Consider the following 13,625-nt stretch of genomic DNA (forward strand, 5'->3'; position numbering starts at 1 on the left):
CGACCCTCACGGGGATCTTGGATTCACCGAGGTCAGGTGCCCACTGTGCGCCAGGATTTCGGCCGTGGGATCTCGTGCTGGTCGAGCCGGAAGGCGTCGTCCGGATCGGCGAGGCACGCCGTCGGCGGGGGCGGCCCCTGCCGGGGACGCACGGAGCACGTGAGGAGCAGCGGCGACTCGGGCCGGGGCCGGCGCAGGGCTTGTACGACAGGGGTGCGGAAGACGCCGAACGGCCGCTCGCGGTCCCCTCCCGAGACGCGCTCCATCAGGACGGTCGGCCCTGCCCGCCCGGCCGGGTTGCTACGGTCTCGTCCGGCATCCCTCGGAAGGAAAGAGGATCACGTGGCGGCCCGTATCGAACTGGACGCGGTCGACAAGACCCTGGTCCGAAGGCTCCAGCAGGACGGACGCGCCTCGTACACCGAACTGGGCCGGGAGGTGGGGCTGTCCGCTCCGGCCGTGCGCGCCCGGGTGCAGCGCCTGACCGACCGCGGCCTGCTGGAGTTCGCGGCGGTCACCGACCCCATGAAGCTGGGGCTGCCCGTGATGGCGCTACTCGCCGTCAACGTCGACGGCAGGCTCCCGGAGGTCATCGACGAGCTGGAGCGCATCGACAGCGTGGTCTACCTGGTGTCCACGGCCGGCTCCCGCGACCTGTTCGCGGAGGTCGTGTGCCGCACCATGGAGGAACTGTCCGCGATCATCAACGACCGCGTTCGCACCGTCCCCGGGGTGAGCGCCGTGGAGTCCTTCCCGTACTTCGGCATCCACGCGCACCGCTTCACCTGGGGCATACCCGACTGAACGAACTCCCCTGCCCATCAAGAACGTTGGATTCGGTACTCGCACAGGCGCCCCGCTTCAGAAACCGAAGTTCGAGGCCCCCGTCCGCGTCTGTATGGTTGCTCTGTCCACGCTCTGCGCAGAGGGAGAACGACGCTCATGTCCGCAGTGCCCGAACCGGCTGCCGGCGAGCACCCTCCCGGACGGGAGGCCGAACTCACCGCGCTGGCGGGGGCCGTGACGGCGCTGCGGCACGGCCGGGGTCTGGTCGTGGAGATCTGTGGAGAGCCGGGCATCGGGAAGACCCGCCTGACCAGGGCACTCGCAGCGCTGGCCGCGCGGCAGGGCGTCCCGGTGGCCCGCGCCCACGCCGTGCGCGGCGACACCACCCCGTGGCGGGTGTTCCGTGACGCCTGGGCTGCGGGGCCGGCCGCCGGCGGCCGGGACGCACGGCGGTTCGACGTGGTTCGTGACGGGCCCGCCCAGTGGATGGCGGGGCACGTGGTGGTCCTGGACGACGTTCACTGGTGCGACCCGGACTCGGCCGCACTGCTCGTGCGGCTGGTGCGGTCCGCGGTGCCCGGTCCGTTCCTGCTCGCTCTCGCCCACCGCCCCCGGCGGACGGCGCCCGAGCTGAGGGGGGCGCTGGAGGACGGGGCACGGGCCGGCACGGTGACGCGCGTCGAACCGGGGCCGCTCGACCCCGGCGCCGTGGCCGCGCTGCTCGCGGATTGGCCCGGCCACGCAGAAACGGACCCACGGGCCCGGACCGGACTCCTCCGGATCGCGGCCGACTTGTGTGCCGTGGCCGAGGGCAACCCCCGTTACGTACGCCTGCTCGCGGCTGCGGGCTGGCGTCCCGAGCACGGAACCGACCGGCCGGGCAAAGACATCGCCGGACTGCTGCGCGAGGCGAAACCGCTGATCGCGGAACTCGACGCGCTGTCCGTGCCGGCGGCGCTCACCGCGTCGGCGGCGGCCGTGGCCGGCAGCCCGTTCCGGCCCGAGGACGTCGCCCGGATCAGCGGACTGGGCATGGACCGCACCCTCGACGCGTTCACCGAACTGGAGTGGGCGGGCCTGGTGCGCGCGGCCGACGGAAGGGGCGGCCTGGCCTTCCGCAACCCCGCCGTAGGCCACGTCGCGTACGAGGTGGCAGGGGTGTCCTTCCGGCTGCGTGCCCACCGCCGTGCCCTGGACCTCGTCGCCGGCCGGAGCGGCCGGGTCCGCGAACGGGCCCGGCACGCCGAGCGGCTGCTCGGCGCCGACGCTGCACTCGCCGCGCGCACCCTCGTCCAGGCCGCCGCCGAGATCACCGCGCGGGATCCCGCGACCGCGACCCACTGGCTCCGCCTCGCCCTGGAGGCCCTGCCCGACGGGGAGGCCGACGCCGCCGACCGTACGGAAGCGGAACTCGCCCTCTGCCACGCCCTGATCGCCTCGGGAAGCGTGGACGAGGCCCGCACCCGCGCGCACGAACTGCTGGGGCGCCGTCCCGCTCCTCTCGACGAGCGGCACCTGCTGCGGGCCCACGCCGTCTGCGCCGACGCCGAACGCCAGCTCGGCCGCTACGCGGAGGCGACCGCCATCGTGGGCGCGGCCCTCGCCCTGCTGCCCAGGCCCCTGCCCGACCCACTGCCGCCCGAAGTCGCAGAGCTGATCATCGAATACGGACTGGTGCACGTCCTGCACGGCTCGCACGAGCAGGCCCGCGACCTGCTGGCGGAAGCCGTACGGATCCCGGGCGCGACCGGCGACACGGATGCGACGGACCGCACCGTGCTGGGGGTCCTCAACGCCCTCTGCGCCGCTCACGCCGGAGACCTCCGGGAGGCCTCCGGAGAGGTCGCCCGCTGCGTCCGGCTCGTTGACGCCCTGCCGGACCCCCTCGCCGGCCGCACCCCGGAGACCCTCGCCCTGCTGGGCAGCGCCGAACTCTACCTCGAGCGGTTCACCGACGCCGTCCGCCATCTCAGCCGGGGGCCGGCCACCCATGACACCGGCCTCCAGCGGCCCATCCAGCTCCACCGGCTGCTCGGACTGGCCATCGCCGAGCACTGGACCGGCCACCTGGACGCCTCCCGGCAGCACGCCCTCCAAGCCGAGGCCCTGGCCCACTCCCTCGGCGTGCGGCCTGCCGTGACCCTCGCGCAGGCGATACGCGCGACGGGGCACGTCTGGTCCCACGGCCGGGCGTCCGCCGCCGAGGCGGTCGCCCTCGTCGAGGGGATCGCCGACACGGCCCCGCCCGGCCACAGCTGGTGGACCGCTTCGGCGACGGGCCTCCTCGCCCATGCCCGGCTGCTCGCCGGTGACGCCGACGGGTGCCGACGCGCGCTGCTGGACACCATCGGCAGCCACCGGTTGCCACAGGTCCGGCCCTTCTCCCGTCCCTTGCTGCTCTCCCTGCTGGTCACGGCCACGCTGGAGGCCGGCGACAGGGCGGAGGCGCACCGCCTGGCCCGTACCGCCGAGGTCGAGGCGGAGCGGCTGGGGCTGGCGGTCCAGGGGGCGTACGCGCGCCGTTCCCGTGCCCAGCTGCACATGGCCGACGGCGCGCACGACGTCGCCGCCGGACTGTTCGAACCCGCGGCGGAGGCCTTCCGGTCGGCCGGCATGCTCCTGGAGTACGCCTGGACGCTCATGCTCGGTGCCCGCGCCTTCCACGAGGCCCACGGCCCGGACACCGCCCTCCGCCACCTCGACATCGCCGACGCCGTCGCCGTCGCCCGTACCGCACGGCTCGTCCGGGAACGCGTGGCCCACCTCCGTACCGAACTCTCCGCCGACGGCCGCGCCGCGGACCCGCGCGATCTGCTCAGCGACCGCGAACGCGAGATCGCCGGCCTGGCGGCGGAGGGTCTGCGCAGCCGCGAGATCGCCGAACGGCTCTTCCTCAGCCCGCGCACCGTGGAGACCCACATCTCCCGCGTCTACCGCAAGCTCGGGGTCTCCTCACGGATCGCCCTCTCCGGCGTCCTGCGCCGCGACGCGTAGCCGGTCCCGATCCGAAGCCGTCGGGACCGGAATTCCCGGGCGGTCTCCCACGTACAGGTTCGGCCGCCGCGAAGGGCGGTGACCGAACTCCCGCCCAGGCGTGGGGATCTCCCCGTGCGTGGCGCGGGCGATGCCGAGCTCGCTCTGGAAGTCCTCGAAACGCCGGGTTCCGTAGAACGCCTCGCGCAGCACGAGAGGGGTCCACCAGTCGCCCAGCAGGTCGGTCGTCCGGGCGACCGAACAGGGCCAGTTCTCGAAGGACGTCCGTCGCATCGGACCAGCCGTGTAGCGGTGGCCGGAAGCGTCGGACGGGGGCGTGGAGACGTCCTCGGCGCCGACCAGGACGAGCGTGGGCGCCGTGATCCGGTGGAGCTCGTCGGCCACCGGAGGATGGTCGGCGACCGCCCCTCGGTCGGTCGAGCCGGGCGGCGGCGGCGGTCGGCTCGGCCGGCAGCGCCTCGTGCGGCCGCTGCCGGACGCCGGTCCCGCCCCATTCCCGCAGGTGTCTTCATCACGTCATCCGGCACGGTGCACGGCGAAGCCCCATGGCCTGGACGACGTCCGACCCGGCAGTCGAACAGGGCACCAGGGCCGATCCACCTCATCGTGTCAAGCGTTCCAAGAGGGTGCCTCACGTGGCGATCTCGTCTGCCGCAGGGCCACGGGCGCTCAGGGTGGGGCCAGTCCGTCGCACTGGCCGGCCGAGCCGACCGTCCATGACGGCTGGAAGGGAGGTGGGCATCTCGTCGGTGATCCAGGCGAACTCCAGGGCTGCGAGCGTGGCTCCCCGGTCCGTCCACACGAGGACCTCGCCGACGTAGGCGCCCGACGGGTCGTGGACGGGTGCGTCCACGGGCACGAGCGCTTCCGGCAGCGCCGCATGCTCGCAAGGTTCCCGGACCCGCAGGTCGACGCTCACGGAGCCGGGCCCCCAGACGGCGATCACCTCGGTGCGGTCCAGCTGGCTCCGCAGTTGCGGCGCGCCGGTGAACTCCGTCGACAGGATGTGTTCGAGTACCGCGCGCTCGTCGGCGTTCAGCGGGCGCGGGACGAGGGGAAGAGGAGCCATGCGCCCATTCTGAGGCGGAGGGGGCAACCTGCCCAACCGCTGCGGTGCCCCGGCGGAGGGGGCAACCTGCCCAACGGCTGCGGTGCCCCCTCGCACGGAGCCGCCCGGCAGCGGCGGCCAGAACCGACGGACGAACGGTGTCCGGGCGTCCCCGGCCCGGAGGCCGCACGACGCGGGTCGGGGAGACGGGGCCGCGCCTGCGCCGGGGCCCGGCAGGTCGAGGCGGCGGCCGGGGCCGGTCAGGACTCGGCCGGTGTGCCCGGTGCGGTGTCGTAGGCCTTCTGTACGAGTTCGGGGCGGTGGCCGTCGTTGAGCCGCCGGTCCCACTGGGCGTCGATCTGCTCGCGGGCCTGCGGTTCCATGGCGGCGGGCAGCAGGTGCCGGTAGCGGCGGTCCTCGCCGAGGAGGACCTCGACGGTCCGTTCGTAGACCGGCTCGGGGTCGTACTGCTCGTGGGGGAAGGCCAGTTCCGCGTAGTCGAAGAGGCGGTCGGCGGGATCGTCGCGCCACTCCTTCCACGTCTCGAACATGGTGTCGTTGAAGCCGGTGAGGAACGGGCCGGGGTTGATCGTGGCCACGGTGATCCCGAACTCGGCGAGTTCCTGGTCGAGGGCGTCGGCGAACGCCTCGACGGCGTGCTTGGAGCCCGCGTAGGCGCCGGTGAACGGGTCGACGGTGAGCCCGGCGACCGAGGACATGAAGACGATCCGGCCGCTGCGGCGGGCCGCCATCCTCCTCGCGATGCCCTGGGTGAGCAGGACGGGGCCGAAGACGTTCACCTCGAACTGGCGCCGGAGCCGTTCCTCGGGGATGTCGGCGGTGGCGCCGCCCTCGGAGACGCCGGCGTTGTTGAGGAGGACCTCGACGTCCCAGGTCCAGGCGTTCTCGCGGTCGCCGGGGTCGGTGACGTCCAGCTTCTCGACCCGCAGCTCGACGCCCCGCTCCCGGGCCCCGGCGCGGAGCGCGCCGACCTGGGCGATGATCTCCACGCCCGCGATCACCTCGTGTCCGGCCCCGGCGAGCCGCAGCGCGACCTCCTTGCCGAAGCCGCTGCCCGCGCCGGTGATGAGGATCGGTCCCGCCATGTCGTCACGCCCTTCCCGTGCCGGTGCCCGGTCTTCCGGGACACCGGATGTCTCCGGATGCCTTCGGCCTGCTCGTACCCGCAGACGGCGGGTTCACAGGGCCGTGGCCGCCGCCTCGGCCACGGCGGTGTCCTGCTCGCGCGAACCGCCGCCGGCCGGGCGGCACGGGACGACGGCGCGCGCCTTGTCGACGCAGTGCTCGACGCCGCCGAGCTGCGCCCCGTCCATCCGGACGTGTGCCAGGAGGTTCCCGCCCGCGTCCGCGACGACGATGCCGCCGGGAGAGGAGGTGCGGGTCGCCTCGGCGATGCCCGCGCCGATGGTCCGGCGGGCGCCGGCGAGGCCGACGGTGCGTGTCGTGCGCATGGGGGCGAGGCTAGGTCTCCGGCGGAACGGGCGCCTCCTGTCCGGGCACTCGGGTGACGCCCGGTCCTTTCCCGGCGGCATGAGCGGGGACGTCCACCTCTCGGACGGCCGTTGACCGCTCCCGTACCGCGTTCTCATGATGGTGATCATGACCCCCGCCGCCCCGTACGCCCGGCCGCTGCTCGTCGCGCGCCTGCACGTCGATCTGGTGCGGCAGTCGAGCGCTCTGTGTCGCTCCCGGACGAACTGACCTCTCACCCCTCACCTCTCGCCGGACCCCGATCCGGCTCCGTCCCGTCCCCTGGAGCTTCGTCATGCCCTCGTCCTCGCCGCTGCCCGGTCAGCAACCCTCCGGTACACCGCGCCCCGCGGGGCTGTCCCGGCGCGGTTTCGCCGCCCTCGCCGGAACCGCCGCCGCCTCGGCCGCCCTGGCCGTACCCACCGCCACCGCCACCGCCACCGCCGCTCCGGTCCGGGAGGAGGCGCCCGCCCGGGTCCCGCGTCCGCCCGCGGACCGGCCCAACATCCTGTGGCTGGTGGCCGAGGACCACTACCCGTTCCTCGGCTCCTACGGCGACCGGACCGCCCGCACCCCCACGCTGGACCGGCTGGCCCGCGAGGGCATCCGCTACGAGCACTCCTACTCCAGCGCCCCGGTCTGCGCCCCCTCGCGCTTCGCGCTGCTCAGCGGCGTCCACCCGCAGAGCGCGGGCCCGGCCGAGCACATGCGGGCGCTGGGCAGGGTGCCGGACTTCCTGCGCGGCTTCCCCGAGTACCTGCGCCGGGCCGGCTACCACTGCACGAACAACAGCAAGACCGACTACAACACCGTCGTCGACATGGGCGCCACCTGGGACGAGTCCAGCGCCACGGCCCACTGGCGCGACCGTCCGGCCGGGGCGCCGTTCTTCGCGGTGATCAACGACATGACCACCCACGAGTCCAGCCTGTTCACGGCGCGGGACGGCCGCACCCGGCCGTCCGAGGTCCGGCTGCCGGCCTACCTTCCCGACACCCCGGAGATCCGCGCCGACCTCGCCCACTACTACGACGCGATGGAGGCCCTGGACGGGCGGATCGCCGCACGGCTCGCCGAACTGGAGACGGCCGGACTGGCCGAGGACACCGTCGTCTTCTTCTACTCGGACAACGGCGGCGTACTGCCCCGCAGCAAGCGCCACTGCTACGACGAGGGGATGCGCACGGCCCTGATCGTGCGCATCCCCGAGAAGTGGGCCCATCTGGCCCCGCGGCCGGCCGGCTCGGTGGAGGAGGGCGCCGTGACCTCGGTGGACTACGGGCCCACCGTCCTGGCCCTGGCCGGGGTGGAGATCCCCGACCACGTCCAGGGCCGGCCCTTCCTCGGCGTCCGCAGGCCCCGCCCCGCGCCCTACGCCTTCGGCGGCCGGGACCGGATGGACGAGCGCTACGACATGGTGCGCACCGCGCGCGACACCCGCTACCGCTACCTGCGCAACTACGCGCCGCACCGGCCCTGGGGACAGCACCAGGCGTTCGCCTGGCTGGCCAAGGGCTACCAGTCCTGGGAACGCGAGCACCTCGCGGGCCGGCTGGACACCACCCGGGAACGCTTCTGGCGCCCCAAGCCCCACGAGGAGCTGTACGACCTGCGCGCCGACCCCGACCAGGTGAGGAACCTGGCCGGCGACCCCCGGCACGCCGGTACCCTGCGCCGGCTGAGCCGGGCGCTGGACGAGCACATCCTGCGGGTCAACGACAACGGGTTCATCCCGGAGGGCAGCCCGCTCGAAGGATGGGAGGCCAGCCGGAAGCCCGGCGCCTACCCCCTGCGCCGGGTCCTGGACCTGGCCGGCCGCGCGATCGAGCGCGACCCCCGCCACCTGCCCGCCCTCGTCCGCGCGCTGGACGACCGCAACGAGGTCGTCCGCCACTGGGGAGCGCAGGGCCTGCTGATCCTGGACCGCCGGGCGGCCCCGGCCGCCGGCCGCCTGGCAAGGACGCTGCGGCACGATCCCTCGCCCCAGGTCCGGATCGGCGCGGCCGAGAGCCTGGCCCACCTCGGCCACCGCACGGACGAGGCGGTCGCCTTCCTCGCCCGCACCCTGGACGAGCACGCCGATCCGTTCGTACGCCTCCAGGCGATCAACGCCCTCACGTTCATCGACACCGAGACCGCCCGGCCGGCCCGCGCGGCGGTGGAGGCCGCCGCGCTCAGCACGAACGAGTACCTGCGCAATGCCGGCCGCTACCTCAAGTTCGTCCTGGACGGCACGTACACGCCGTCCTCACGGGTCTTCGACCCGGTCGCCTGACGCGGCGTCCCGTGTGCACCACTTCCAGGCGTGTGCGGGGCGGACAAGTGGGCTCGGCTGCCATGGGGTTCTCCGGTGGCTCCAGCGGTCGCCCGCGCGACGGAAACTCGGATGCGGGTTCCGCACGGTCGCCCTAGGCTGCGCCCGCGGGGAAGGCGGTGCGCCGTGAAGGCCGCCGATGGACCGGAGAAACAAGGGACATGACCAGCCGACTGTTCGCGATCTGCTTCCGTACGACCCAGCCGTCTGATCTGGCGCGGTTCTGGTCCGGCCTCCTGGGCTGGGAACCGGCCGTCGGCCCGGACGACGGCGTCGCGATCCTGCCTCCCGACGCCACCGGGTTCCGCATCCGTTTCCTGCCGGACCGGGAGCCGAGGACCGGCCGGAACCGGGCCCACTTCGACCTGACGAGCGCCTCCCCGGAGCAGCAGCGGCAGACGGTGGCCAGGGCGCTGGAGTCCGGCGGGGAGCACATCGACGTGGGCCAGCTCCCGGAGGACGAACACGTGGTGCTCGCCGATCCGGACGGCAACGAGTTCTGCGTCATCGAGCCGGGCAACAAGTTCCTCGCCGACACCGGTTCCATCGGGGCGCTGGCCTGCGACGGCACCCAGGCGGTCGGCTACTTCTGGAGCGAGGCGCTGGGGTGGCCGCTGGTCTGGGACCAGGACCAGGAGACCGCGATCCAATCGCCCGACGGCGGTACGAAGATCACATGGGGCGGTCCTCCGGTGGCGCCGAAGACGGGCGCGAACCGGCTGTACTTCGAGCTGTCGCTCCCCGCCGGCGCCGACCGGGAGGCGGAGCTGGACCGCCTGATCTCACTCGGCGCCACGCGCGCCGACGGTGACGGCGGCACGGGCATCGGCGGCGGCACCGGTGAGGGCGACGACGGCCGGGTGATGCTGCTCGATCCCGACGGCAACGAGTTCTCCGTACGGATGCCCCGGCAGCGGGGCTGACGCCGCCGGGACATCCCCTCGCGGTCACCTGGGCCCGGACGCACCGTCGGGGCGGCTCCGGACAGGCCGGGGGAGCCGTCACGGGGGCCGCGCCGGTGGTGAGGTCCCGGCCCTCGTCCGCCCCGCCCCTATCCTTCCGGCTCCTGCCGGCGCAGTTCCCACAGGCGCCATACGCCGCTGCTGTCGGCGACGAGGTAATGACCGCCGGCGATGGAGGGGCGGGTCGCCACGTAACTCTTCTTCTGCCAGAGGGGCACCAGGGGCACGTCCTCGGCGATCACCCGCTGGATCCTCCGGAGCTGCGGGACGGTCCTGGCGCGGTCGGCGAACTGCTGCGTGGCCTTGATCGAGCTGTCGATCTCGGCCGAGGAATAGCCGTTGTAAAGGGTGTTGCCGCTTCCCACGAGCGGTTGGACGAAGGTGTCCGGGTCGGGGAAGTCGGGGTTCCACTGCAGGATGTAGGCGTCGAATTCGCCTTTCTTGTACCGCTCCTGGTACGTGACCCAGTCGCCTTCCTCGATCAGCTCGACCTCGAACAGTCCCTTCCTTTCCAGTTGTTCCTTCAATTCGTGTGCCTCGACGGCGGCGGTGCCGACCTGGTGGCCCAGCTTGATGCGTACGGGCGAGGAGAGGCCGGCGGCGCGCAGGTGCCGCGCCGCCCACTCCGGATCCGATTCGGGATACACGTCGTAGAAGTCGGTGCCGTGTCCCGTGACGCCCCGGGGGACGAGTGAGTACAGCGGCGACACGGTGTCCTTGAACACCGTGTTCGCCAGGCGCCCCCGGTTGACGAGGGCGGCGACGGCCCTGCGGGCCGCGACGTCCGCCAGAGGCCGGTGCGACGGGCGCGTGTTGAGGACGAGATAGCGCCCCACCGTGCTTTCTCCGGTGAAGAGGCGCACCTCCGGATCCTTTCCGTTCTCGACGGTCGCCAGCGTCGCGGCGGTGAGCCCGGAGAAGGCGACGTCGATCCTCCTCGCGTTCCACGCCCGCTCCACGTCCTGGGACGTCTTGTAGTAGCGGACCTCGACCGGCTTGCCCTTCCTGGCCACGGCCCCCTTGTACGCGGCGTTCGGGACGAGGCCCACCCGCACGCCCTCCCGGTAGGAGGAGACGACGTAGGGGCCCGAGCCCGCCCCGCTCTGCCGCGTCCGGAGCGCGGAGCGGGGGAACTCGGCCGGATCGACGATGGAACCCGCGGGCGTGGCGATCTTGGAGGGCCAGGTGGCGTCCGCCGCCGCCAGGTGGAACGTCACGGAGGAACCGCTCGCCTCCACGGAGCGGAGGTTCGCGAACAGCGGCGACGGCCCGAGCGGGTCCCGGATGGCGAGGACGCGCTCGAAGGAGTGCTTCACGGCCGCGGCGGTGAGCGGATGCCCGTTGGAGAACCTGAGGCCGTCGCGCACCGTGCAGCGGTAGGTGGTCAGGGAACGGGTGAAGGCGCACGACGCGGCCGCGTCGAGCCGGGGGGCGGCCGCTCCGGGGTCGAACGTGAGCAGGCCTTGGTAGATGTTGCTGTACAGCGCCCAGGACCCGCTGTCGTACCCTCCTGCGGGATCCAGGTGGGTGAGGCTGTTCGCCGTGCCGATGACGATGGGGTCCTCCGTCGGCTTCGTCAGCGGGAGCAGCCGGTAACCGCAGGCCACCAGTAAGGCGCAGGTCCCTGCCGCGATGCCGAGACGACTGAGCTTCATGAAATCGCCTTCCGCCCTGTTCGGGGCACGTGTCGAAGGTCGGCCGTTCTCCGCCGGCGGGCATGCCGGACGGCCCCGGCGGAGGGGAGCCGCCGGGGCCGTCCGTCGTCGGGGAAGGAAGAACGGTCGGTGTCGGGGCCGGACTCAGCCGCCGGTGACGGCGTTCAGGGTCTTGGTCGCGTCGGAGAGGCCGGCGCCGCAGCCGCCGGAGCAGGTCCCGGGCAGCGCGAGGGTGTTGCTCTTGATCGTCTGCTCGACCTGGGCGGGGGTGAGGGAGGGGTTCTTCTGCTTCAGCAGCGCGGCCAGGCCCGCGATGTGCGGGGCGGCCATGCTGGTGCCCTGGTAGGAGGCGTAGCTCTCGTCGCCAGGGGACTTGGTCCCCTTGTTGAGCGTGGACAGGATGCCGTCCGCGGTACGCGGGGAGGTCTCGCCGCCGGGGGCGGTGACGTCGACGACCTTGCCGTAGTTGGAGTAGGCGGCGCGGTTGCCCTCGCGGTCGGAGGCGGCGACGGTGACGACGTCGGCGCAGCCGGCCGGGCTGTAGGCGGCGGCGTCCGTGTTGTCGTTGCCGGCGGACACGACGACGGTGGTGCCCCGGTCCCTGGCGGCCTTGAGGGCGGCGTTGTAGGCCTGGTCGCAGGTGAACTTGCCGCCCAGGCTCATGTTGACGACCGCGGCGGGGTTCTTGTTGGCGGGCACGCCGGTCACGGTTCCGCCCGACGCCCAGGTGACGGCGTCGATGATGTCGGAGGTCGTTCCGCCGCACCTGCCCAGGACGCGGACCGGCAGGATGTTCGCCCCGTGGGCCACGCCGACCGTGCCGGACCCGTTGGCCGCGGCCGCGATCGTGCCGGCGACGTGGGTGCCGTGCCAGGAGCTGTTCCTGTCGCCGGACGGAACGGGGTTGCCGTTCTTGTCCTTGCCGCACTCGCCCTTCTTCAGCCAGTCCCCGGCGTCGGAGGGGTCGTTGTCGCGGCCTCCGCCGTCGTTGGCCGTCCAGGTGTCGGAGATGAAGTCGTAGCCGGGCAGCACCTTGGAGCTCAGCTCGGTGTGCTCGGTGATGCCGGTGTCGAGGACCGCGACGGTGACGCCCTTGCCGGTGGCCTGCTTCCAGGCCGAAGGAACGTTCATGCCGGCGGTGGTCTCGTACAGGTCCCACTGGGCCTTGTACTCGGCGGGGTCGACCGCGGTGGCGTACACCCGGCGGTCGGGGACGACGTAGGCGACGTCCGGGTCGGCCAGGAAGGCCGCCGCGACCTTCTGCGCGTCCCGGACCTCGTCGGCCTCGGGCAGTTCGACCAGCGCCGCGCCCGTGCCCAGGCGGCGTTCGAAGGAGACCGGCTCGCCGGCCTTGCCGGCCTTGGCCTCGGCGTCCTTCTCCGCCGCCGTGTTCGACTTCGCCTCCGCGGCCCGGGGCTTGTACCCGACGATGAAGCCCTGGACGAGCTCGGTGGCGGCGGTGGGGGCGGCGGTCGCGGGGGCGGCGACCCGGCCGGCGTCGGAGGGGCGGGCCGTGTCGGAGGATCCGCCGGCGAAGGCGATGCCGGTGCTCATCACCGCGGCGGCCGCCACGACCGCGACGGATATGCGGAGGGGGGTAAAACCGTGCACTTCGTTTCCTTTCGCGTCCGATCGGGCAAAGGGTCTGCCGTCACGGGAGGGGGGTGAACACGGGAGTTCCGGCGCACGGGCGCACGAGGGCGCCCACGGGCTCGACTCCTGCTTTTCCGGTACCGCCCGTTCCTTGGGTGTGTGGGGGGTGGGGGCGGTCGTGGTGCGTACGAGGGGCGGTGGGCCGATGCGCCCGTGGCCCCTCGTGGTGCGGCCGGCCGCCGGGGGTGGCGGGTGGCCGACCGGTGAGCGGAAACCTACGAACGCGGCCACCGGGGGGCTATCCGGGTGCCCGCATGTACGGACACCTATTTATTTCGGCGGCCGTTCACCACCCTGTGGTTTCTCGCCCGGGGGCGGTACGGGCCGGGCGTCCGCAGCGGCCCGTGGGCCGTCGTCCCGCGGGCCGGACCGGTCAGAAGGTCAGCCGGAAGGCGTCGACGTGTCCGGTGTCCTGGGCGGAGACGTCCTGGACCCGCAGCTTCCAGGTGCCGTCGGCCGTCTCGCCGGAGGCGTCGACGGTGTAGGTGGTCCGGACGTCGTCCGCGGAGTCCGTACCGCTGCGGTCCTTCAGCCGGTACGCGGTGCCGTCGGGGGCCACCAGGTCCACGACCAGGTCGCCGCGGTAGGTGTGGACGACGTCCACGCCGACCTCGAGCGAGGCCGGGGCGTTGCCGGTGACGCCGGTGACGTCGACCGTCGAGGTGACGGCGGCGCCGTTGTCCGGGACGGCGACGTCGGCGGTGTTCTCGAAGACCTTGCCG

12 protein-coding genes are annotated in these 13,625 nt (G+C 73.2%); 5 read left to right on the plus strand and 7 right to left on the minus strand.

The window, feature by feature from the left end; all coding sequences use genetic code 11:
• The first annotated feature begins 342 nt into the window (after positions 1-342).
• Together ADL08_RS11065 and ADL08_RS11070 are read left to right on the plus strand one after the other, a co-directional pair.
• Entirely contained in the window at positions 343-804 is a 462-nt protein-coding gene (locus ADL08_RS11065) for an Lrp/AsnC family transcriptional regulator (RefSeq protein ID WP_234352095.1), read from the plus strand.
• Between the two features lie 138 nt (positions 805-942).
• Positions 943-3,780 carry a helix-turn-helix transcriptional regulator gene (locus ADL08_RS11070; protein ID WP_063885275.1) on the plus strand — a complete coding sequence of 946 codons (2,838 nt, stop codon included), beginning with the start codon at positions 943-945 and terminating at the stop codon, positions 3,778-3,780.
• On the opposite strand, the gene ADL08_RS38065 is transcribed toward ADL08_RS11070, so the two are convergent.
• From ADL08_RS38065 to ADL08_RS11090, 4 genes are all read right to left on the minus strand, one after another.
• Entirely contained in the window at positions 3,739-4,164 is a 426-nt protein-coding gene (locus ADL08_RS38065) for a winged helix-turn-helix transcriptional regulator (RefSeq protein ID WP_053641911.1), read from the minus strand. The genes ADL08_RS11070 and ADL08_RS38065 overlap by 42 nt on opposite strands.
• Before the next feature lie 247 nt (positions 4,165-4,411).
• Positions 4,412-4,849, minus strand: a complete 438-nt coding sequence (locus ADL08_RS11080; RefSeq protein ID WP_053641912.1) for a hypothetical protein — start codon at positions 4,847-4,849, stop codon at positions 4,412-4,414.
• Between the two features lie 239 nt (positions 4,850-5,088).
• Positions 5,089-5,934, minus strand: coding sequence for an SDR family oxidoreductase (locus ADL08_RS11085; protein WP_053641913.1), 846 nt, complete (start codon positions 5,932-5,934; stop codon positions 5,089-5,091).
• Between the two features lie 93 nt (positions 5,935-6,027).
• The gene (locus ADL08_RS11090) at positions 6,028-6,300 is read right to left on the minus strand and encodes a heme-binding protein (RefSeq protein WP_053641914.1); all 273 of its coding nucleotides are present in this window, start codon (positions 6,298-6,300) and stop codon (positions 6,028-6,030) included.
• Between the two features lie 148 nt (positions 6,301-6,448).
• Here ADL08_RS11090 and ADL08_RS38975 point away from each other — a divergent pair, with 148 nt between their 5' ends.
• The 3 genes from ADL08_RS38975 to ADL08_RS11100 all read left to right on the plus strand — a co-directional run bounded on the left by ADL08_RS38975 (position 6,449) and on the right by ADL08_RS11100 (position 9,556).
• On the plus strand, positions 6,449-6,550 hold the full coding sequence (locus ADL08_RS38975; RefSeq protein ID WP_324610464.1) for a putative leader peptide: 102 nt from the start codon (positions 6,449-6,451) through the stop codon (positions 6,548-6,550).
• A 64-nt stretch (positions 6,551-6,614) separates the two neighbouring features.
• A complete protein-coding gene (locus ADL08_RS11095; RefSeq protein ID WP_053641915.1) occupies positions 6,615-8,594 on the plus strand; it encodes a sulfatase-like hydrolase/transferase in 1,980 nt (659 codons plus the stop codon).
• Positions 8,595-8,794: 200 nt separating this feature from the next.
• A complete protein-coding gene (locus tag ADL08_RS11100; protein WP_053641916.1) occupies positions 8,795-9,556 on the plus strand; it encodes a VOC family protein in 762 nt (253 codons plus the stop codon).
• A gap of 128 nt (positions 9,557-9,684) precedes the next feature.
• On the opposite strand, the gene ADL08_RS11105 is transcribed toward ADL08_RS11100, so the two are convergent.
• The 3 genes from ADL08_RS11105 to ADL08_RS11115 all read right to left on the minus strand — a co-directional run.
• Positions 9,685-11,250 carry an ABC transporter substrate-binding protein gene (locus tag ADL08_RS11105; protein ID WP_053641917.1) on the minus strand — a complete coding sequence of 522 codons (1,566 nt, stop codon included), beginning with the start codon at positions 11,248-11,250 and terminating at the stop codon, positions 9,685-9,687.
• 144 nt (positions 11,251-11,394) lie between these two features.
• Complete coding sequence (locus tag ADL08_RS11110) at positions 11,395-12,861, minus strand: S8 family peptidase (RefSeq protein WP_053641918.1); 1,467 nt, start codon at positions 12,859-12,861, stop codon at positions 11,395-11,397.
• 415 nt (positions 12,862-13,276) lie between these two features.
• Positions 13,277-13,625: proprotein convertase P-domain-containing protein (locus ADL08_RS11115; RefSeq protein ID WP_199836988.1), on the minus strand; the 349-nt coding region annotated here is incomplete at its 5' end.

It is taken from the genome of Streptomyces sp. NRRL F-6492, assembly GCF_001280125.1.
GTDB lineage: Bacteria > Actinomycetota > Actinomycetes > Streptomycetales > Streptomycetaceae > Streptomyces.

Excerpts from the sequence above, each read along its gene's own strand:
- ADL08_RS11070 (WP_063885275.1), top strand. The coding sequence starts at position 943 with ATGTCCGCAGTGCCCGAACCGGCTGCCGGCGAGCACCCTCCCGGACGG.
- ADL08_RS11080 (WP_053641912.1), bottom strand. The coding sequence starts at position 4,849 with ATGGCTCCTCTTCCCCTCGTCCCGCGCCCGCTGAACGCCGACGAGCGC.
- ADL08_RS11085 (WP_053641913.1), bottom strand. The coding sequence starts at position 5,934 with ATGGCGGGACCGATCCTCATCACCGGCGCGGGCAGCGGCTTCGGCAAG.
- ADL08_RS11090 (WP_053641914.1), bottom strand. The coding sequence starts at position 6,300 with ATGCGCACGACACGCACCGTCGGCCTCGCCGGCGCCCGCCGGACCATC.
- ADL08_RS38975 (WP_324610464.1), top strand. The coding sequence starts at position 6,449 with ATGACCCCCGCCGCCCCGTACGCCCGGCCGCTGCTCGTCGCGCGCCTG.
- ADL08_RS11095 (WP_053641915.1), top strand. The coding sequence starts at position 6,615 with ATGCCCTCGTCCTCGCCGCTGCCCGGTCAGCAACCCTCCGGTACACCG.
- ADL08_RS11100 (WP_053641916.1), top strand. The coding sequence starts at position 8,795 with ATGACCAGCCGACTGTTCGCGATCTGCTTCCGTACGACCCAGCCGTCT.
- ADL08_RS11105 (WP_053641917.1), bottom strand. The coding sequence starts at position 11,250 with ATGAAGCTCAGTCGTCTCGGCATCGCGGCAGGGACCTGCGCCTTACTG.